General features: G+C 41.9%; 26 protein-coding genes. 1 reads left to right on the forward strand and 25 read right to left on the reverse strand.

All coding sequences use genetic code 11. From position 1 onward, the window contains the following. The first annotated feature begins 93 nt into the window (after positions 1-93). Positions 94-189 (forward strand): iron dependent repressor, metal binding and dimerization domain protein, encoded by a 96-nt coding sequence (locus tag JCM14374_RS15900; protein WP_242848762.1) that lies wholly within the window; start codon positions 94-96, stop codon positions 187-189. Positions 190-239: 50 nt separating this feature from the next. Here the strand turns inward: JCM14374_RS15900 and JCM14374_RS00760 are convergent, their stop codons facing one another. From JCM14374_RS00760 to purD, 25 genes are all read right to left on the reverse strand, one after another. Then, the gene (locus JCM14374_RS00760; RefSeq protein WP_054692117.1) at positions 240-1,655 is read right to left on the reverse strand and encodes a TIGR03111 family XrtG-associated glycosyltransferase; all 1,416 of its coding nucleotides are present in this window, start codon (positions 1,653-1,655) and stop codon (positions 240-242) included. Next, the gene (gene xrtG, locus JCM14374_RS00765) at positions 1,648-2,238 is read right to left on the reverse strand and encodes an exosortase family protein XrtG (protein WP_054692120.1); all 591 of its coding nucleotides are present in this window, start codon (positions 2,236-2,238) and stop codon (positions 1,648-1,650) included. Before xrtG ends, JCM14374_RS00760 begins: the two co-directional genes overlap by 8 nt. Next, positions 2,235-2,909, reverse strand: a complete 675-nt coding sequence (locus JCM14374_RS00770; RefSeq protein ID WP_054692122.1) for a hypothetical protein — start codon at positions 2,907-2,909, stop codon at positions 2,235-2,237. Before JCM14374_RS00770 ends, xrtG begins: the two co-directional genes overlap by 4 nt. A gap of 44 nt (positions 2,910-2,953) precedes the next feature. Further along, positions 2,954-3,256: a DUF2304 domain-containing protein gene (locus JCM14374_RS00775; protein WP_054692125.1), complete on the reverse strand. Its 303-nt coding sequence runs from the start codon at positions 3,254-3,256 to the stop codon at positions 2,954-2,956. 22 nt (positions 3,257-3,278) lie between these two features. Continuing rightward, on the reverse strand, positions 3,279-4,037 hold the full coding sequence (locus tag JCM14374_RS00780) for a glycosyltransferase family 2 protein (protein ID WP_369397250.1): 759 nt from the start codon (positions 4,035-4,037) through the stop codon (positions 3,279-3,281). A 9-nt stretch (positions 4,038-4,046) separates the two neighbouring features. After that, positions 4,047-4,391, reverse strand: coding sequence for an EamA family transporter (locus JCM14374_RS00785; RefSeq protein WP_054692130.1), 345 nt, complete (start codon positions 4,389-4,391; stop codon positions 4,047-4,049). A gap of 40 nt (positions 4,392-4,431) precedes the next feature. Beyond that, positions 4,432-4,947: a DUF3473 domain-containing protein gene (locus tag JCM14374_RS14210; RefSeq protein ID WP_242848747.1), complete on the reverse strand. Its 516-nt coding sequence runs from the start codon at positions 4,945-4,947 to the stop codon at positions 4,432-4,434. A 22-nt stretch (positions 4,948-4,969) separates the two neighbouring features. Next, on the reverse strand, positions 4,970-5,272 hold the full coding sequence (locus JCM14374_RS14215) for a polysaccharide deacetylase family protein (protein WP_242848748.1): 303 nt from the start codon (positions 5,270-5,272) through the stop codon (positions 4,970-4,972). 1 nt (position 5,273) lies between these two features. After that, on the reverse strand, positions 5,274-6,329 hold the full coding sequence (locus JCM14374_RS00795; protein WP_054692132.1) for a GNAT family protein: 1,056 nt from the start codon (positions 6,327-6,329) through the stop codon (positions 5,274-5,276). A 9-nt stretch (positions 6,330-6,338) separates the two neighbouring features. Then, positions 6,339-7,256: a DUF8560 domain-containing protein gene (locus tag JCM14374_RS16005; RefSeq protein WP_054692136.1), complete on the reverse strand. Its 918-nt coding sequence runs from the start codon at positions 7,254-7,256 to the stop codon at positions 6,339-6,341. Next, positions 7,205-9,949 carry a 6-pyruvoyl-tetrahydropterin synthase-related protein gene (locus tag JCM14374_RS00805; protein WP_054692140.1) on the reverse strand — a complete coding sequence of 915 codons (2,745 nt, stop codon included), beginning with the start codon at positions 9,947-9,949 and terminating at the stop codon, positions 7,205-7,207. The genes JCM14374_RS16005 and JCM14374_RS00805 overlap by 52 nt, the downstream gene beginning before the upstream one ends. 150 nt (positions 9,950-10,099) lie before the next feature. Next, positions 10,100-10,597 carry a hypothetical protein gene (locus JCM14374_RS00810; RefSeq protein ID WP_054692143.1) on the reverse strand — a complete coding sequence of 166 codons (498 nt, stop codon included), beginning with the start codon at positions 10,595-10,597 and terminating at the stop codon, positions 10,100-10,102. Between the two features lie 283 nt (positions 10,598-10,880). Next, on the reverse strand, positions 10,881-11,528 hold the full coding sequence (gene hisIE, locus JCM14374_RS00815) for a bifunctional phosphoribosyl-AMP cyclohydrolase/phosphoribosyl-ATP diphosphatase HisIE (RefSeq protein ID WP_054692147.1): 648 nt from the start codon (positions 11,526-11,528) through the stop codon (positions 10,881-10,883). After that, positions 11,522-12,286: an imidazole glycerol phosphate synthase subunit HisF gene (hisF, locus tag JCM14374_RS00820; RefSeq protein ID WP_083453785.1), complete on the reverse strand. Its 765-nt coding sequence runs from the start codon at positions 12,284-12,286 to the stop codon at positions 11,522-11,524. Before hisF ends, hisIE begins: the two co-directional genes overlap by 7 nt. A gap of 134 nt (positions 12,287-12,420) precedes the next feature. After that, positions 12,421-13,164, reverse strand: coding sequence for a 1-(5-phosphoribosyl)-5-[(5-phosphoribosylamino)methylideneamino]imidazole-4-carboxamide isomerase (hisA, locus tag JCM14374_RS00825; RefSeq protein ID WP_054692152.1), 744 nt, complete (start codon positions 13,162-13,164; stop codon positions 12,421-12,423). Next, positions 13,161-13,772, reverse strand: a complete 612-nt coding sequence (gene hisH / locus JCM14374_RS00830) for an imidazole glycerol phosphate synthase subunit HisH (RefSeq protein ID WP_054692154.1) — start codon at positions 13,770-13,772, stop codon at positions 13,161-13,163. Before hisH ends, hisA begins: the two co-directional genes overlap by 4 nt. Before the next feature lie 131 nt (positions 13,773-13,903). Next, a complete protein-coding gene (gene hisB / locus JCM14374_RS00835; RefSeq protein ID WP_054692375.1) occupies positions 13,904-14,488 on the reverse strand; it encodes an imidazoleglycerol-phosphate dehydratase HisB in 585 nt (194 codons plus the stop codon). A gap of 5 nt (positions 14,489-14,493) precedes the next feature. After that, positions 14,494-15,786, reverse strand: coding sequence for a histidinol dehydrogenase (gene hisD, locus JCM14374_RS00840; RefSeq protein ID WP_439646052.1), 1,293 nt, complete (start codon positions 15,784-15,786; stop codon positions 14,494-14,496). Further along, entirely contained in the window at positions 15,776-16,435 is a 660-nt protein-coding gene (gene hisG, locus JCM14374_RS00845; protein WP_054692157.1) for an ATP phosphoribosyltransferase, read from the reverse strand. Before hisG ends, hisD begins: the two co-directional genes overlap by 11 nt. A 130-nt stretch (positions 16,436-16,565) precedes the next feature. Then, positions 16,566-17,720 carry an ATP phosphoribosyltransferase regulatory subunit gene (hisZ, locus tag JCM14374_RS00850; RefSeq protein ID WP_054692161.1) on the reverse strand — a complete coding sequence of 385 codons (1,155 nt, stop codon included), beginning with the start codon at positions 17,718-17,720 and terminating at the stop codon, positions 16,566-16,568. Then, entirely contained in the window at positions 17,710-18,021 is a 312-nt protein-coding gene (locus tag JCM14374_RS00855; protein ID WP_054692163.1) for a YerC/YecD family TrpR-related protein, read from the reverse strand. The genes hisZ and JCM14374_RS00855 overlap by 11 nt, the downstream gene beginning before the upstream one ends. A gap of 21 nt (positions 18,022-18,042) precedes the next feature. Beyond that, positions 18,043-18,690, reverse strand: coding sequence for an HD domain-containing protein (locus tag JCM14374_RS00860; RefSeq protein ID WP_172674119.1), 648 nt, complete (start codon positions 18,688-18,690; stop codon positions 18,043-18,045). A 96-nt stretch (positions 18,691-18,786) separates the two neighbouring features. Further along, positions 18,787-18,969 (reverse strand): hypothetical protein, encoded by a 183-nt coding sequence (locus JCM14374_RS00865; RefSeq protein WP_054692166.1) that lies wholly within the window; start codon positions 18,967-18,969, stop codon positions 18,787-18,789. After that, complete coding sequence (locus JCM14374_RS00870; RefSeq protein WP_054692169.1) at positions 18,966-19,322, reverse strand: hypothetical protein; 357 nt, start codon at positions 19,320-19,322, stop codon at positions 18,966-18,968. The genes JCM14374_RS00865 and JCM14374_RS00870 overlap by 4 nt, the downstream gene beginning before the upstream one ends. A 120-nt stretch (positions 19,323-19,442) precedes the next feature. Next, positions 19,443-20,717: a phosphoribosylamine--glycine ligase gene (purD, locus tag JCM14374_RS00875; protein WP_054692172.1), complete on the reverse strand. Its 1,275-nt coding sequence runs from the start codon at positions 20,715-20,717 to the stop codon at positions 19,443-19,445. Positions 20,718-20,720 lie beyond the last annotated feature (3 nt).

A 20,720-nucleotide genomic window follows, 5' to 3' on the forward strand; every position in this document is an offset into this window, starting at 1 on the left:
TACACCAATGGGTCTATAAAAAGCTAATTTGCACTCCTGCGCCGGCATGAAACTATTGAAGATTTTCTGAAAATCATAGGAGTCACAGAAAGCATTTTGGAAGAAACCGAAAAAATCGAACATTACCTCAGCAGGGAAACCGTGGAACGAATCATGGCTCTGGTAAACCGGCTTAAAAAGCAAATTTAGCGATGTCCAGCAGTTGCACATTGGTAAACCTGACAAGAACATTCCATTCCTTAAGAGATATAAGGATACGACTCTTCCTGTTGCTCTAAAACATCCTTATCAGGTTCATTATCTGCCCCACGCCAGCATCGAATCCGTTTAACCAGGACTCTACGTGTTTGCCGTAATGATGATTTTAACTGTGTAACCGGATCCTCAGTTTTCCAGCTCGCCTCTTCAGTCAATGACAGTATTATTCCTGATACCCGGAACCAGTAGGTGAAAAATCTGAATATGGGCAGGAAGAATATCACCCACCAGATTTTTTTGATCCGGTTTTTATAGTCTCCAATTGACTCACGAACTGCCACAAGGAAATACAAAAAATCCAAAAATAGATAACAAACATAAAGGCCGACAAAGGCTGCAAAAACTAGTTTGAGAGGATACCCCAGAAAATAAAGAAACGGTACCAGAAAAGTCCAGGTTAGGCGAGAAAACGCCAACGTATGATCTGCCACCAGTATGCGCCCGGCGTAGCTTTGGAGTCCTTTGTAAAATCTACCCGAGACATCTGAATACAGCGATGTAACCTCAATTTGCCCTCTCTGCCAGCGTACTCGCTGTGAATAAAGCTTGCTCATGGATGTAATGGGTTCAACATAGGCAATAGAAGAAGATATGCAGGCCATGCGTGACTTGTTAATTTTGGTTCTATTCCGAATATGAAAGGTCAAATCCGTATCTTCTGATACGGTTCGTTCGGAATACATAAAAGAATTAAGAATAACATCACGTCTGAAAGCAGAAAACGCACCGGCCAGTGTAAAAAGATTATTCGTCAGGCTCTGATATCTGCGGCCAACATTGAATGCCACCAGGTATTCAATTTCCTCACAATAATGAACTACATCAATAAATGAAGTCTTATCTCCTAATTCTTTATCAATATGTATTGCCCCCGTAGCCGCTGCCAAACTGGGATCATGTTCAAAAGCCTCAGCCATGCGAAGAATGGCAAGTTCATCCAGCCAGGCATCCGAATCCACATTAATGACGTAATCTCCTTTGATAGCGTAAATACCTGCATTTAATGCAATTGACTTTCCCGATCTATCCATATTAATCCAGCTGGAGCTAACCAGCGGGTACTCATCCTGAAACCGGCTGTATATTTCGAAACTATTGTCAGAACTGCCGTTGTTCACACAAATAATCTGAATCTTATCAAGCGGGTATTTTTGATTGATTACCGACAGCAGGCATTGAAAAAGCGTTTCAGCAGAATTATGTACCGGTATTACCACAGATACATAAGGAAGATAAGCAAGATCAGGTATATTCTCCCTCTCTTTTTTTTCAGGAAAGACCATAACCATTATTAGGTATGCAATAGCTATGGTCACATCAATAGCAAGTGGCGCCAGCATCCAGATACCCCAGAAAAGTAAAAAGGCCAGGCTTCTTTCCCAGAAAACATCAAGCATCCGCCGTCCTCCTTACTTTTTCGAGAGACGGACGAGTAAAGATATACCAGTAAACGATTATAACCAAGAAAAAGAAAACTAACCGTCCGATTAGAGTATGTGCTACGTACATGGCATCCCTGCCCCCGGTATTTATTATTATTACTATTGTTAGTAGTCGGATGAGGTTAATAACAAATAAAGCCAGCAAGCCCGACCCCGTATAAAACAACTTTCTCGGCCAGTTCATAGCCGGGAAAAACCACAATAAGCCCAACAGAACACAAGATTCCAAAAGACCTGAACATTCTATATCAATATCGATACAGGTCCAGCTGTTCTCAAGGGCCAGCAAAACCAGGACAGTCCCGGGCGCTTTATCAAATACATAAGTCTGAATGTTTATCCAACCTAAAACATAATGTAGTATTACACCGGTCCATTGTTCCACAGCGTACTCTACAACAGAACTTCTTAACAGCAAAATCGCCAGTATAGTCAAACCCACTGCTGTCCATATGTAATACAAAATCCATATGCGGTGGCTATACAAGTAATATCCAATAAGTGCCCATGCAGTTATCGACAGCAGCCAGATTATCATGCCGTTTTTCTTTTCCTTAATTTATATATCCCAAAAGCCAGTCCGCCAGCAAAAATAACGGCCAAGCCCCACCAGGGCATAATTGGAATGGGTGACCACTGTATATCACCGTAATCCGGACAACGGTCATTGATCAAATGAAAACTGTTAACATACATTCTTAAAGATTGGGCAGGAAACATATGAAGGTCATCCATACTTACATAGAATTCGCATTTGCGACCGCCCAGTGGTGTTACCTCACCCCAATATCCCGAATAAACCTTGAGCAGATTCCCGTTGCCTTTATACAAGTAAACCTTCACCAGGCCGTTAATCAGCGGATTGTAGACTATATCCAAATAGCGGTCATTCCCGTTGTGATAATTCCCGTTATCGCTCAAATCAAGGTTGACACGATAAATGCTCATGAGCGGGTCGGATAATTCTCCCCAACCGCGGCGTTCAATCATAAAATAGAGGTTATTCTCGCCATCGTTGGTAGCCCAAGCAAATTTCGTAATATCCCCACTGGGAAAAGAATCATAGGCGGGGTCATTCACATACGCCTGCCCCTCCCAATCGCTGAATTTACCATCAAGGGTAATGGAATCAGCAGCCATTACAGCCTGAGGCAACAACAGCAAGCAAAACAAGACACCTATTAATAAAACTTTGCATCTCCAACGCAAAAAAACGCCTCCCCTCAATATCACAAAAGATTTGTCATAAATATTTAATCCATAAGTTTAGAACTTTTAACCTGATCTAATTCTAATTTTATAATCGCGATTTCCTGGGCTAATCTTTTGGTTCTGACAGAAGCTCTCGAAACAGCTACTGTTAGAGTTAAATTAATAATAAGGATACAGAATATCCCCAAAAGAAATACGGCATTTACCGGCAAACCAACTCCTAAAGCATTAGCAATTACTATGACTACTATTGGCTTAAGAGCTATAATGACGAGGATTAAGCTCATTAAACACCAAGCTAAAGTATACTTTAATTCGAGCGCTTCTCTTCTTACGAGAGCCATTATATATACAGCAAATGAAAGACTAAGAATTATTAGAAATACCTGTAGCCTTGGTTCCATCGTACATGTACCTTTCTTTTCCATTTTTCTTGAGCATTTCAATTAAAATAGCCAGAGGGACCTTAATCATATAATATATAATCTTAAATGAGTGAATTGATGATCGGCCAGCTTTTCTTTCGTGCATAACAACCGGAATTTCAACTATTTTAAAACCTTTTCTATATATAGATACAAGGGATTCTGGTTCTGGATAATCGAAAGGATAATGATGTGCAAAATATGCAATTACAGCTTTATTACATGCTCGGAACCCTGAGGTAGGATCACTAAAACGTTGACCCGTAAGGAAAGAAATGAGTTTTTCAAAAAATCTTATGCCAAACCTTCTAAAAATAGTTGATTGAAAGCCCTCTCCTACGATAAATCTTGATCCAATAACCATATCAGCATCTTTTGAGATTAAAGGTTTAATTAAATTATCTATGTATTGAGGATCATGTTGTCCATCGCCATCTAATTGAACAGCTATATCATAATGATGGTAATACGCAAATAAATAACCCGTTTGCATAGCCCCACCTATTCCTAAATTAATTGGCAGGTCAATTACATTAAACCCCATATTTTTAGCGAGAAAAGAAGTATTATCCTGAGATGCATCATTAATAACCAACACATCAAACTGGGATATATCCTTCCGGATATTGTCAAGCAACCCAATTATATTTTGTTCTTCGTTGAAGGCAGGAATTATTACAAGAATATCTATGTAAATCACCTCATTTACTCAACGATAACTTACCAGATAAACCCCCATGCAGATTACAACTACACCTAACCATCTATTTATTGGTATTCTTTCTCCTAAAACCATGGTAGCAAGTAAGACAAATACGAAAACCAGGCTTTGTATTGGGTACACATAACTTAGTTGTGCTCTGCTTAAAATGTAAAGCCATAAGAAAGTCGTCAATACATACACAACTAGTCCAGCCAAAACCAATGGTGAAAAAAATGCTTGAATCAGTTGGAACAAATTATTAATTTCTCTTTCGTTCATCCCCATTTTCCATAAAATTTGTCCAGTAGCCATCATGATGGTATTAAGAAAAGTTAACCAAAAAACATTCATATTTAAAACCTTATCCTTAAAATATTAGCTAGATTATATATCATGTTAAATGAGCAAAATAATAACTTTCAATCGATAAAAAAGTGAATTCATTCAGTAAGTTCTCAAGTTTTTCTTTACTACTATTTATCCCGTAATAGTGTACAAAACTATCTCGTATATTTAATTTTAAACGTGGTTGATGTACATCTATTTCCCTTGGATGTATATAAATTATTGCGGGTTGGCCAATATTATTTAACCGCATGATTCCCAGTTTAATTAACTCATACGGCAATATTCTTAAAAAGAATCCTCCGGAAAAACCAATATTTCTATGTAAAATTTTTAGTGTAGATGCTGGAACTTCATAAAATTCCGTTCCATAAATAGGTTTATATATAAATCTCGGAGAATCAGGCATTCCATACAGATAGTTTTTGACTGGGAATATACTGGAATCATATAACAAACCTATTTCTGCTAATACATACCAGGCCCATTTTGATTCATTTGTAATGGACCAGGAAGGTCCGCGATACCCCTTAACCTGTTTCCCAATTATGTCTTCCAACAATTTAATAGACAATACAACATCATCAAAAAACTTTTTTTCTATTTTGTTTATAGATCAGTTCATGACTATAACCATGAGATGCAATTTCATGTCCCATATCAGATATTGTCTTAATTAATTTGGGAAATCTTTGAGCAACATAACCAAGAACAAAAAAAGTAGCCTGGGCTCGATAGCTATCCAATAATTCCAATAAAACCATTGTATTTTCAACTACTCTATTCGAACATGTACTATTTTCATCAATTATCAGACTTTTATAATTAGCATGAAACCATTCTTCTAAATCTACTGTAAAAATATTAATCATTTTTTCCTTTCTCATGCTAAATAACATCGTAGTCTCCCATGGTTAAAAACCAATTGCTAAGTTCAGACAATTTAGATTCAGCATTATCTTTATGTGAACGGTATATTACTACAAATGGTTGAGGTTCTAAAAACTTAGGACATGTAATAAAACCGTTATGTTTTAGCAATTCATATTCCTCAGTATGTTCTAACATCAAAGCTCCGCATAAATCCATTTTGCTTTCATGGAAATATTTCAGGGTATGTCTAATTAAGTAACCAGCAGCTTTTTTATCTGAATCGCAAATAAAATCTACTATCATGCCACATTTATATTGATTAATTTCAACACATCTTGCAACTAACACACTACACAATCCATTGCAATCCGATATTCCAAATATTTTATATTCACGTAATGGAATATCAAGGTATCTCCATTTCATATAAACTGCATTTCGCACTTGCATTATTTCATATTTCATGCAAATTTTATCCCAAAATTCATTTATTGCGTCTATATTAGTTTCATCCAATTCAATAATTGCGTATTTTTGTGATGTAAATATTTTCGTTTTATTAAAATAATCAAAAGGTTTTAAAAGAAAATCAAGGGGAAAACCTGTCGCCTTTTTGATTAATGTACGAATATTTATTGGTTTAATAAGTAAGGGTATGCATCCCAAATCTTTAAAATTCAACCTATTAACAAATCCCCAATAAGAATTTTGGTTTGGAAAACCTATGGTAAAATCTATTCCTAATCCTTCACAATCTAGAAAAACATCGTTAGCTAAACTAACAAATATTCCCATATTTCGATAATTGGTATGAGTAATTGTATTAATTGATAACGAACCAGTAATATGGTTTTTCCCAATCTTTAGTCTTATTGGTATTACCGCATATTGTCCTACAAAATCATTATTGCTATCTTCAGCAATTCTAACCAAAGCTTGCCCGATGGGATTATATTCATATTGCCATTTAATATATCTCTCATTTGATATTTCTATATCTCCATAATTACTTCTAATTAACATCAGTAATTTATAAATAAATTCTGAACTATATTTTTTGCTTTTCCACATTTTAGTCCCCTAGATATTTGTAGTACTTATTTGCATTTCATTCCTATCAGCTTTAATTCTTCTATAAAAAGTTAAAATTAGTCCTCCAATAATTATAAGAATACAAATCACTGTTATCCAGCGTCCGGCAATAAAAACAGGCGCTTTTTCCAAATAAAATTCTATTTTATGGGTTCCTGAAGGTATTACTATTGTAGGTAAATTCTCAGTAATGCTCATAGATTTTGGTTTATCATCTAGTTTAACTTTCATTCCTTCTAATGCTGCAATAGGAACAATAACGGGGGTTGTTTCATTGGTATAGTAACTCATATTATAGCCATTTGAATTATACGAGTAATTTTTTAATAAATATACCTGAGGTTTTTTATAATATATTTGTGGATGTAAAACTCTATTTAATATTTTCATTGCATTAGGATCATGAGTAATAAATGAATGATAAGCCAAATTTGCGCCAAGAAAATAAATTCGTTGAGAAGAATTAATCTTTTTATATCCTAAAAGAACCGCTTCGTTCCCATAATGTGAGAATTGATATATGGAACCATCAAGTCCCTGTGGCGCAATACATCTCCAATCATTGCCATCAAAAGGTTCAAGAATTATTTTTTCATTTTCTGAGTATATTTCCAAATTATCTTTTGCAGATATTGGTTCGCCATATATCCCCAAAAACTTAGGTTGTCTTGCTAATACATCAGGTTCAAAACCAGTTAAATCGACTAATACTTTTCCTCCGGATTGAGCATATTGTACTATGAGTTTTTCCGCTTGTGCTTGTGCATTCCACGAAGAACCTGCTAAAATAAGCATCTTATATTTTGAAAGTTGTTCCAGACTATAATCATCAATTTTAGTAGTCTGGCTTATTTCTATTTCAGGAAATTGAATAGCATATATGCTGGCATGTTTTCCAATCGCCAAACATTCATATTTTTTTGTACCAGGTAAGGTTTGATTTCTTTATGCCAATGACTAACAGGTCCAAAATCATTTATTTTTTGATATCCTGAATCAAGCGCTAACTTATTAAATACTTTAATATTTTTAACAGTCTCATTTTTTACTAAAATATCACTAGTACCAAGGTAAATTAAACGATCAAAAATATAATCATACCAGTTAAACTCTTGAGCCATATTGATTAACATAATATTTTGAGCCGTTTGAGCTCCTTGCCAACCCCAACCGTAAACTTGTTCACGGTTGGCCTTAATCGACAAGTAATATGAAGGAGCCGATCCCAAACCACATAAATCTAAAGTTGCAACCCTCCATCCAGGATGCTGATTCAAACTTTCTACTGTTTGCAGAATATAAAATGGTTCTTTTGTAGTAATTGCTAAGTCTTTTAAAGAAAAAAAACTATCAGAAATAAATATAATGAAAAAAATTGCTCCTAATATACTTATGGAAATCCTAAACTTATAGAAATTTATATAATTAACTCCTTTTTTATAAGCAAATATAGAAATGATTATGGCTAGCGACCATATGGTTGAAAACCTTATAGGCCAAAGTATATTACCCAGAGGCATCAATTCTTGAATGGTTTTAAACCAAGGAAAATTTAACATTAAAACAAATACACCAAAAATAACCAGACATTTAGCCCAAGAAGGTCGATGTTTCCAGGTAAGAATAAAGAAAATAACAGCGATAATTAAACTAAGCCCCAAATATTCACTTCTAACGTTCAACGGATTAAATACTTTTAACGGTGATAAATATTCAATGTTTGCTGCATTTGCTTCTCCACCCATTCCTATGAGTCCTCCCTTTAGAGATGGTAGCAACCACCAGGAAGAAGCGAGAATACCAGCAACCAATGCGGTTCCCCCTCTAATAATCCCTTTAAATGAAATACCTCCTACCATCCACCATATTATTGCGATCATCATAAGGGAAACACAATATATTGCTGCCATCATAGCATGGCAGTGAACCATGACAATGATCAATAATATGGTACCAAATAAAGGTTTTATGTATTTTTCTTTTTCTATAGTTTGGAAAAAAATCCCCATTAATAATGGAAGCAATGCTATAGTGAGCATTCGAGTATAATTGCTGTCAGAAAAACTTATTCGAAGGTTATCTAACCAAAAAACCCATATTATACCCGACATTACAGAGGGCCAAAAACCAATCTTTCTTATGAAGATTAACCATGATATTCCACCTAACACAGCACAAATTAAAATGAACAAATTGATTGTTACAAAGATATTATTAATAAATATATTCATTAGTGCCATCAGAGCCCACGGCAAAGGTGCCCAATATCGATAAGGTTGAACACCATTTTGCCAAAATGGCATAAATTGAGGGTAATAGTTGCCATTTAACAACTGTTTATAATAAAATTCTGCTTTTAAAGCATGCGCCCATGAATCTGATCCCCAAGGATATATACTATCGAGTGGAGCCGATAGTATTGGCCAGTAAGCCCAAATCCCGACCCCCAAAATAATAATAATTGCCAAAATTATCTGCCAACAAACAAAAGTATGCTGAATCTTATTTTCATTTATAGTTTCTAAATTCAATGGTTGCGTTGATTCTGGTTCTAATACTTTTATTGTATTTTCTTTTTGTTCATAACGAATCTTTTCTTGTCGTTGCTCAAAAAAACTATTATCCTGAGTTAATACTTTATTGTCAGGATTAACGGTTTTTATCTGATTTTCATGTTTGTCTCTACTATTAAATTCTCGTATACTCTCCCTCACCGCCGCCGCCGGTATCGGCGCAGCTTCCAGGGTGGTAAAAAACTGTTCCATTACCTGGGTAATCTCAATTCCCTTGGTGGGGTTTTCCCAAACGGTCAGCCTTACGAGATGCACACCCAGACTGCTGAGTTCTTCAAAGAGGCGATTGAATATGTAAGCGGCAATGTTTTCGGTTAGGGGTTCGATGATATCGAAGGGCGGGATTTCATTCAGCACCATCTTTTGATAGGGAGCCAATAAGCGATTAAGTGTTTTATCCAGGTCTTCGAATTTAACGAATGATTCGTCATGAACCGGCACTTCAGCCTCGGCTTGAAACTGCCATGAGTGTCCGTGCACCTTTCCCTGTTTGTTGGCAAAGACCATGTAATGCTTAGCATTTAAAAAGGCTACCACCTTCATAGATACGGGAAAAGCAAGTTCATTTTTTGATATCAGGCTGTCATTTTCCTGTTTGTGTCCACGCCCCAGATTTTTAAAGCCGGAAATTGTGTGAAGGGTATTAATAGGGGGAGCCAAAATGGCTGCAGCCGGTTGTTCTGATATTGAGTCAAGTATACACTGATTCATTAATGATGGGAGGATAGCTGGATTGTTAGTATGTAAGTTTAAATTTACGTTACTGTCAACAGCATCAGGACTATCTGACGCTCCAGAATGTACCAGCAGGCATTGCTCAAGCTCATTTTCCAAGACTGCTTTTTCCCGGTCCAAAGCCGCAATCTGACGGGCCCTGGTATCCACAATAACCAGGGTCTGTTCCATTATCCCGGCAGCATATTGACGCGCAGCGTTTTCTACCTCTTCAGCAATGCTTTTACTTTCGTCTATTGAACTTGCCAGGGTTTGATTACGGGATTCTACACTGACGAGTTCTTTTTGCATGCTTTCGATAGCCTGCCTGGTTTCCTCCAGGCTCTGTAAAGTTTCTGTCAGGTCTTCTTGCAGCTGCTTTAGTAGAACGGGATTGTTATTATTGTCACATACCTGGCTTTGACCATTATTATTTATAAATATCGACCCCTCAGGGAAGATTTACTGGAGTTTGCGGTTGGATTCCATGAGCTTTTCAGTATTTAAAAGGACCGGCTTGAATGATGCTTCTTCTGGAACTTCATTTACATTTTCAAGGGAAATTCGGTATTTCTCAAGGGTGTGACGAAACTCTTCTTTAAATCGAACCACTTTGCTTCTAAGCGCTTCGATTTCCAACTGTTTATTTCTAAGTTCTTCTTCGGATTTTTCCAGCATAATCCGGGCATGTTCACGGGCCTGTTCTTCTATTTTTTGGGCATTTATATGCGCTGTAACCAGGACATCAGCCAGCAGTCTTTCTCGCTCGGCATATTCAGCCAATCTTTTTTCCAGCTGCAGCTTTAAATTCTCGGCCTCCTGCAATTGAGCACGGGCTTTTTCCAAATCCGTCTGCAGCAGTTCGATCTTTCTCTGTTCTTCTTCCGCCGCTTTGGTTAATTCGTTTCTAACATCGGCTGGTTTATATCCAAACAGGGATCTTCTCAAATCCTTTTTCATTTTATGTGCCTTCTTTCAAAAAGATATTATATTGGCTGAAAGCAAATATTATACTGACAATACCTCTAATTTATCTTAGAGCAACTAGTCATTTCTTACAATAATAATTTCTTAATAAATTAGTCATATATGGCTATGCATATCAGGCCATAGTCCCAATATTTATTGGGACTATGCTTGGAAGCAGGCTTATTGTAGCAGTTAACTTGGAAAATTATTAATAATAAGGACAGGTGTAAAATTATTTGCTTATAGGAGGCATTTGATGGGCCACGTTAATATTTTATCTTCTGGATTCAAGTTCGGTAAAAATTTCAGACAGTTGCACTCCCTGTTCCACCAGTAATACCAGGAGATGATATATCAGGTCGGCACTCTCATAAATAACCTCAGATTTCTCACGATTTTTGGCGGCGATAATGACTTCCGCAGATTCTTCACCGACTTTTTTCAAAATCTTATCCAGGCCCTTGTTAAACAGGTAACTGGTATATGATCCTTCCGGTCTTTGTTCCTGGCGCTGCATAATTACCGAGTACAATTCATAAAGAATGGCCGGTCCGGTTTGGGAATTATAAACATCATCCAGAGTATAAGCCGGAGACAGTACTTCCTCACCCGTTTCATTGCGATAGAAGCAGGAATAATGACCGGTATGGCAAGCCGCGCCGGTTTGTTCCACCTGAAATAATAAACAATCCTGATCACAGTCATATCTAATTTCTTTGACTTTTTGAATATGGCCGGAACTTTCGCCTTTCTTCCATAGTTCCTGGCGGCTGCGCGAATAAAACCAGGTCTGCCCGGTTTCCATAGTTCGGCGCAAAGATTCTTCATTCATATAGGCCATCATCAAAACCTGTCCGCTGGCAGCATCCTGAATTATGGCCGGGATGAGACCTTTTTCATCAAACTTTAACTGTTCTAACATAAACGTATTGCCACCCCTCTGTCAGCCAAATATTCCTTGGCCTGTTTTACACTGTACTCACGATAATGAAATATGGAAGCGCAGAGGACCGCATCGGCCTTGCCTTCTGTAACCGCTTCGCGCAAGTGTTCCAGATTACCCGCACCGCCCGAAGCAATAACCGGTATTCCAGCCTGTGCGCTGATAGCGGCTGTAAGCGGGATATCATAACCGTCTTTAGTGCCATCCTTATCCATGCTGGTGAGCAGTATCTCGCCTGCACCCAGTTTCTCCACCCGGGCTGCCCACTCCAGGGCATCAATACCGGTAGGCACCCGGCCCCCGTCAATAAAGACTTCCCATCCGCCGATTTCGCTGCGGCGGGCATCTATAGCCACCACAATACACTGGCTGCCAAATTTTAATGCACCTTCGGTAATAATCGCGGGCTGGCGTATTGCGGCCGAATTTATAGAAACCTTGTCTGCACCAGCCTTAAGGATCTCACGAATATCATCGATAGTGCGTATGCCTCCGCCCACCGCAAAGGGAATGAAAACCTCGCGAGCCGTTTGCCTCACTACTTCTACCATGGTACGGCGTTCTTCATAGGATGCGCTTATATCCAGAAAAACCAGTTCATCTGCTCCCTCCTGGTCATAGAAAGCCGCCAGTTCCACCGGGTCTCCCGCATCCCGCAGATTAACAAAATTTATACCCTTAACCACCCTGCCCCCATGCACATCCAGACAGGGTATAATCCTTTTCGCTAACATAATGACCCCCTAATAAAATTGGCCACAGATTAACCCAGATTTGCACAGATGAAATAACTGCAGGGTAACAAGAATTAGTCCAAGTTAGAGACTTCTTAATTGAATTCTATCAGTGTTAAAATCTGTGTAAATGTGTGTTAAGCTGGTTTGAATCGTTCTCCCGCCGCGGACAGGGCTTCGCTCAGGGTTATTTTGCCTTCGTACAATGCTTTGCCGATTATGGCTCCTACCACACCCTGACGCTCTAAGGACTTCAAATCCCTGATATTATCCGGGCTGGAGACACCTCCGGAAGCGATGATATTTAGCCCGCTCTCCCGGGCCATATGTTCAATAGCTTCAATATTAGGACCCTGCAGGACGCCATCGCGGGAAATATCGGTATACACTGCTGTTTTAACACCTAGATCCCGCATTTGCCTAGCAAACTCCAGGGCTGTCAGGTTCGATTTTTCCACCCATCCTTCGACAGCCACCATTCCGTCCCTGGCATCCAAACCCAGTATAACCCGTTCAGCTCCGAATTCTTCAATAAGTCCCTGCATGAATTCCGGACTGCTTACCGCCCGGGTGCCGATTATAACCCTCCTGGCTCCGGCATTTAGTATTTCCAAGACGTCCTCTCTTCTGCGCAGCCCTCCGCCAACCTGAAAGGGAATATCGATTTCGGACGCAATGGCTTTTATTACCGCCGTATTACCAGGTCGGCCGGTAAAGGCCCCGTCCAGATCGACTATATGCAGCCACCCCGCCCCCTGGGTTTGAAAAGAACGGGCCATTTCCGGAGGATGCTTTGAATAAACGGTTTTGTCTTCGGCTCTTCCTTGCACCAAACGCACACATTGCCCATCTTTAAGATCAATAGCCGGAAATATAATCATAACTGCATCTCTCCAAAATTCTTCAGGACTTTCAACCCTATATTGCCTGATTTTTCGGGATGAAACTGAGTGGCAAAAAGATTATCCTGTTCGATAGCGCAGGTGAAGTTTACGCCATATTCACTCTGGGCGGCTATCACTTTGCTATCCTCTGGAACCGGGTAATACGAATGTACAAAATAAAAATAACTGCCCGTGTCAATCCCTTGAAAAAGACGGCTTTCCTGCGCGGGTTTAATGCTGTTCCAGCCCATGTGGGGAACTTTATAGCTGGGGGGAAGCTGAAACCTCACCACCCGGCCGGGAAGCAGGTCAAGTCCGGTATGCAGACCGTTTTCTTCACTCTGGCTGAATATTAGCTGCATACCTAGACATATGCCCAGGACAGGCTTGCCGTAACGCAACACCTGCTTTATAGTCTGATCCAGGCCCAGGTCGCACAGGCATTTAATGGCGTCTTCGAAAGCGCCCACTCCGGGTAAGATAACCCGGTCAGCATTAATAATAAGCTCCTTATCATTGCTTATAAATACTTCATATCCCAGTTTGAGCAGGGCGTTTTGCACACTGGCCAGATTACCCATACCATAATCAATTACTGCTATCAATTTAAAGCCCCCATACTTGGAAAAGATGAATGTAATGTTCCATGAACTGAACATAGCCGTAAGCCACCACTCTATATGAAAACAAATAAAAGTCTGTGACAATCAGAGTTAATCTGCGGCTATTACATTAATCATAAATTGCCTTTGGATGACCAAATGCCTTCAATGCGAGGTTCCAGCTCCACCGCCATTTTGAGAGCCCTGGCGAAAGCTTTAAAAACGGCTTCTACGCAATGGTGAGTGTTGTCCCCCCGTATAAGATCGATATGAACATTTATACCAGCATGGTTGGCTACCGCCTGGAAGAACTCCTTTACGTTTTCCGTAGACATCCGCCCGATCTTTTCCCTGGCTATCTGGGCATTGTATACCAGACAGGCCCGGCCTGAAAAATCCAAAACCACCCGGGCCAGGGCTTCATCCATCGGTACGGTGGCTTCCCCATAGCGATTGATACCGCGTTTATCGCCAACAGCGGTCTTCAAGGCTTCACCCAGGCAAATTCCTATATCCTCCACACTATGATGATCGTCCACATCCAGATCCCCACGCGCGGCGACTTTGAGGTTGCACAGACTGTGTACCGCCAATAGGGTTAACATATGATTCAAAAATGGTATTTCAGTATCTATCTGGTTGGCGCCGGTGCCATCCAGTTCAATTTGCAGCAGGATTTCAGTTTCACCGGTTTTTCTTAGAACTTCTCCCATGCGCATATCTTTCATCTGTCCTTCCCCTTTCGCACCCTGACCGAGTTGGCGTGAGCAGTAAGCCCCTCCACCATAGCCAGTTTAATAATATCATCGCCATCATCGTAAAGCCCTTGCGGTGAATAAAAAAGCAGGCTGGTGGCCTTTATAAAGGTATCAACCGTCACCGGCGAGTAAAAACGCGCCGTGCCGCCGGTGGGCAAAATGTGATTGGGTCCTGCGTAATAGTCCCCTACTGGTTCGGGGGTATATTTGCCCATAAAAATCGCCCCGGCGTTTTTAATCCGGTGCAGCCATTGAAACGGGTTTTCCACCATTAGCTCCAAATGTTCCGGTGCTACCAGATTAGCTACCTGACAAGCTTCGCGCAAATCATCGACCAGTATCAATGCCCCATGATCCTCAAGGGATTTAATAATGATATCCCGCCGTGACATTTCCTGGACCTGTTTTTCTAATTCTTCTTCTACCCGGTTTATTAATTCCAGGCTTTCACATACCAGAATACTGCGGGCTAAGACATCATGCTCGGCCTGGGACATCATATCAGCGGCCAGGTAAGCCGGGTCAGCCTGGCTGTCGGCAATAATGAGGATCTCACTGGGTCCGGCCAGCATATCAATATTAACATCGCCGTATACTTTCTTTTTGGCCAGGGTCACATATATATTTCCGGGACCACTTATTAGATCTACCTTTTTAACACTTTCGGTTCCCCAGGCCAGGGCAAAAACAGCTTGAGCTCCGCCCATTTTATAAATTTCCTCCAGGCCCAGTTCAGCCGCCGCGACCAGGGTATAAGGATTAAGTTTTCCATCCTTATCGGGGGGAGTCACCATAGCAATCTCTGCTACTCCCGCTACCTGTGCCGGTATGGCGTTCATTAATACCGAGGAGGGGTAAGCAGCTGTTCCTCCGGGTACATAAATGCCCACCCGTTCCAAAGGGCGAAATATCTGGCCCAGGATATTGCCTCGGTCATCTGGCTCCATCCATGAATTACGCAATTGCTTGGCATGAAATGAGGCTATATTGTCTATGGCCGCCTGTATGGCAAAAATATAATCATCATCCACAGATTCATAAGCAGCTTCAATCTCAGCGTCACTAACCCTGAAATTATCAGGTGTTATCTCGGCTCCGTCAAAACGGCGGGTGAAGGCAAAGACCGCCTGATCACCGTTTTTCTTAACCTCTTCGGCTATATCTTGAACCCTTTGTTCATATTCTTTGATATCAGCATAGGTGCTGGCCATGAACTCATTGAACCCTCGTTCAAAAGCCTTTAGTTTCTTAATGTTCACCCGCAGCTCCACCTTTCACAATCATCTGTATGTTTTCAATCAGCGGTTGCAGCTTCTCATACTTGGTGCGGTAACTGACCCGGTTGCAGATCAGACGGCTGGTTGAATCCATTATTTTAACCAGTTCTACCAGCTTGTTTTCCCGGAGGGTCTGCCCGGTGGAAACCAGATCAACTATCATATCGGCGATTCCCGTCAAGGGCGCCAGTTCTACATTGCCATGCAGCTTGATAATTTCCACCTGCAGGCCCTGGCTGCGGAAAAACCGCTCGGCTATGACCGGAAATTTTGTGGCTACCCTTCTATAATTCATATCTTTAAGCCCCGTTCCTTGCATAACCGATGGACCGGCCACTACGAAACGGCAGTACCCATACCGCAGATCCACCATCTCAAATATGTCTTTGCCCTGTTCCATTATGACATCTTTGCCCACTATGCCAAGATCAGCCGCACCCTGTTCAACGTAGATAGGGACATCGGTGGGGCGGCACATTATATATTTAATGGCTTCATCTTCATAGATAAAAACCATATTGCGGCTTTCCGGGTCCAGACCCGCGGTGGGCAAATTTGCCGCTTGCAAAAGCTTAACCGTGGGCTTGAGTAAAGTACCCTTTGACAGTGCTATAGTCAAATACTCCTGCATAACTCCCTCCATAAGACTAAATAAGACTAACGGCCCGGCACAAAATAAAAAATCAGCGTTATGCGAATCAGCAATAACAAAAAATAATCTGTGATAATCTGTGTTAATCTGTGGCTATTTTCATATCTGTTTACTCCACGTAAATCGCCCTGCAATTGGGGCGGGAGGTGCCTTTGGCTTCAAGTTCTTCACGCGATAATCCTTCTACATCCAGTTCGGCTATATAACCTGCGGCCCGGAGTTCTTCCGCTCGGGTTAAAACTGCGGAAAAGTCCGTCCCGCCGACTAAAAATCGCTGTGTTTCCTCTTCGCGTTGTTTGAGCACCAGGGCCAGCCTGTCTAACCCCAGAGCAAAACCGGTTGCGGGCAGAGGAAATCCGAATTGTCCCATGAGGTTGTCGTAACGGCCTCCTCCCAGCAGTCCATAGCCCAAATCGGGCGAATACCCTTCGAATACCATGCCCGTATAGTAGTCTAATCCCCTCAATACTCCCATATCGATTACAATATTGTCAATTACGCCGCAGACCTTGAGCAATTCATAAACCTCCAGAAGTTCCTGCACTGATTTATTGGCTTCCCGGTTTTGCTCCAGGTAGGGAAGCTTCTGTAATACTTCAATACCTCCATGCAGAACCGGCAAGGACGCCAGGGTTTCTTTGAGGATGTCCTCCATTGGTGCGTTTTCTAAAAAAGCTGATAATGCCACCAGATCTTTGCCTTCAATCAGCGAGCGCGTAAGGCTCTTCTCTTCCGGCTGCAGGCTGCTGCAGTTTAAAAGGCTGTTAAATATCCCTATATGATTTAAACTGACTTTAAAATCACGAAGGCCGATCTCGCGCAGGGTCTTAACCGCAATGCTTATGACTTCCGCATCGGCTTTTTGCCCCGGCGCCCCCAGCAGTTCGATGCCCAACTGCCAGAATTCACGGTATTGGGCCAGGTGCGGCTGAACATGCCTGAAAACATTGGCCATATAAAAGAGCCTCTGCGGAAACGCGGCTTCCCGCAGGTGAGTAGCCGCCAGGCGCGCAATCGACAATGTCATTTCCGGGCGCAGTGATAATATTCCGCCCTCGCGGTCCATGAATAAAAACAGTTCTTCGCGCATATTTCTTCCGGTGCCTGTTTCCACTACCTCCAGGAATTCAAAGGAAGGTGTAGTTACCTCGCTATAACCGCAAGAAGTAAAAAGCCTCTCCGCCTTTTTCTCAATCAGCCGCTTTATTTTAACCTCATCAGGCAGAAGATCTCGTGTGCCCTTGGGCACTTCTCTATTTCTCATTTTTGCACTCCCCGCTTATTCTGCTTAAAACCCGCTTATATCCGTCAGCTCCATAATTTACACAACGTTTAACCCGGCTTATGGTGGCGGTACTGGCCCCAGTCTGACCGGCAATAGCGTTGTACGTAATATTTTGCGTCAGGAGGTTGGCTACTTCCAATCGCTGCGCCATAGCCTGTATTTCTGCTACCGTACACAAATCATCCAGCAAGCGGTAAGCGTCATCCTCGTTTTCCAGGCTCAACAAAGCCTTTACCAAAAGATTGCTATGTTCATCGCGCCAATTGGGGTTGTAGGTCACAAAGCTTCACCTGCCGTTCATCTATAAAAGCTTGTTATCGTTTATAACCAATTCAAACTGGCATCCCAGATATTCTGCCGCTCTGCGGCACATAAGCATCTTGGTCAGGAATATTTCAAAATACTCCATCACCGAACATACCGTAGTATCGATGGTCATTTCAAGGCTGATGGTTTTATGTTCTACATCAACCGCCAGGTTTGATTCGGTGACCGCATAATTCACCCGGTCACGCTGCGTAAATGAGGAAATCTCTCTTTTCCTAACCCGGGAACGGTGTACGTCTGATTTATCAGCCAGGATAAGTGCAGCAGCCACATTATTGACACTGTGACCCTGGGCCTGTTCCTCATGATTGCCTATGGCTCCCATAATTATGGCAATTTCTTCAGGAGCCATACCCATATCCAACAAAAGATTGAAGGCAATCATAGCCCCTGACATTCCGTGTCCATATCGATTTATGAGGTTGCCCACATCATGCAGGTAACCGGCAATAGCCCCTAATTCAGCCTCTCTTTCCGGGTAACCCAGGGTTTTTAAGATATCGTAACAAAGGCTGGAAACCAGTTCAGCATGGTGAATATTATGCTCTATGGCTCCGATATTGCCTATATAGTCATTGCCTATTGACATATACTCTTGCACGATCAGGTTGGCCTTTACCATCTCCAGGTTTACCAGAATGCATTCCTCCCCCACTAATACGGACTTATCATGATTGACCCAGAATAATGAATCTCAATAATAACTGCTTAACCAGCGTTAAGATTTATCAATTTTCTCCTGCAATTTGCCTGCTTCTATGCCGGCGCGGGTGCTGCGGTCTATCTTCTTTAGCACGTCCATAGCCTGGTTTTGTTTTCCCTGCCGCAGCAAGGCTTTAGCCTCTTTAAGCTGCTGATCCGCCTTCTTTTCCTTCTCAGCCACAGCAATTTTCTCATTCATTTTGGCGGTGCGTCCCAATGGCGCAAGTTTCTTGTATTCATTAATAGCCTGGTCATATTTGCCTTCGGCACCAGTGTACCGCCCTGGGTTATAATCCTGCGGGTCTCTATCCTTTCCGGCAAATCAGTCAAGAGGTAAACGTAAAGGCCAGCTGCCGCCAGCATCACAAATAGAGATACTATCCATGCCAGAGAATAGGGTTTGCGGCGTACCATAAAGCCAAGTGCGAAAACAAAAGGAATTCCTATCATAAAGGTTATTTTCAAAAACTCCCGGGTAGGCATCCAGGCCAGCATACCGATGCATACTGCCAATAGCAAGACTCTGATTAGCCCAGACCGTAATATATTCATCAAAACCTCCCGTCAGACGCTGATAGCGCTGATTTATTATGAACTCAGATTTTACATGGCAGCCAGAAATTATATGTAGATAAAATCTGTGTAAATCAGTGTTAGTCTGTGGTTAATTTGCTACAGGGCCCGGCGGCCTATGTCGCGGCGGTAGTGCATCCCTTCAAAATTAATCTTCGCCACTTGATGATAAACATTTTCAACGGCTTCTCTGGTGTCAGCTCCCCGGCATACCACAGCCAGTACGCGCCCTCCATTAGTAAGAAGCTCTCCCTGCTTTAATGATGTCCCGGCGTGGAATATTACTGTGCCTTTATCAACCTTATCCAGACCTGTAATAACTTTGCCTTTAGCATATGAGCCCGGATAACCGCCGGAAGCCAGGACCACACCGACACATCCGCCATCTAATATTTCCAGTTTTGAATCCTGTAAACATCCCTCGGCAGCACACTCAAGTATGGGCAGGAGGTCGCCTCCGATCATGGGCATCAGCACCTGGGTTTCAGGATCGCCGAAGCGGGCATTGAATTCGAGCACCTTGGGCCCCTCTGTGGTTATCATAAGTCCGGCATAAAGAACCCCCTGATAGGGATTTCCTTCCGCTGCCATAGCATCTACTATCGGACGGATAATTTCAGTTTCAATTCTAGTACGCAATTCTGGAGTAAATAAGGGCGGGTTGACATAGGCGCCCATACCGCCGGTATTGGGTCCTTCGTCATTATCAAATACCCGTTTGTGATCTTGAGCCGACATGAGGATTATATAGTGCTTTCCATCGCAAAGGGCAAATACGCTGAGTTCCTCACCCTGCAAACATTCCTCAACAACAATCCTGGCTCCGGCTTCTCCGAAAGTTCTGTCCCTCATCATGTCATCAATGGCCTGCCGGGCTTCTTCCCAACCGGAAGCTACTACAACTCCTTTACCCGCTGCCAGACCATCAGCTTTCACTACTACCGGCAGACCCTGATCAGTATATGTTCGGGCCGCTTTATAAGCCTTTTCGATATCCTCACATACCTCAAAAGCAGCGGTAGGGATTTTATACTTGGCTAATAATTGTTTGGCAAAGACCTTGCTGCCTTCCAACTGGGCAGCAGCGGCACAGGGGCCGAATATTTTCAGACCGGCTTTTTTAAAACGGTCTACAATGCCATCCATTAAGGGCGCCTCTGGTCCGACCACAGTCAGATCGATAGCCTGATCCGCAGCGAATTTCCGCAGTTTATCCAATTCATGCACTTCTATATTAACGCATTCAGCCAGTTGGGCTATGCCCGGATTTCCTGGTGCGGCATAAATTTTCTCCACTTCAGGGCTCTGGGCCAGCTTCCATACCAGGGCATGCTCCCTGCCCCCCTGACCAATTACCAGCAGCTTCTTTCCCATAAC

This window comes from Syntrophomonas palmitatica JCM 14374, from assembly GCF_001311885.1.
In the GTDB taxonomy this organism is placed as follows: Bacteria; Bacillota; Syntrophomonadia; order Syntrophomonadales; family Syntrophomonadaceae; genus Syntrophomonas_A; species Syntrophomonas_A palmitatica.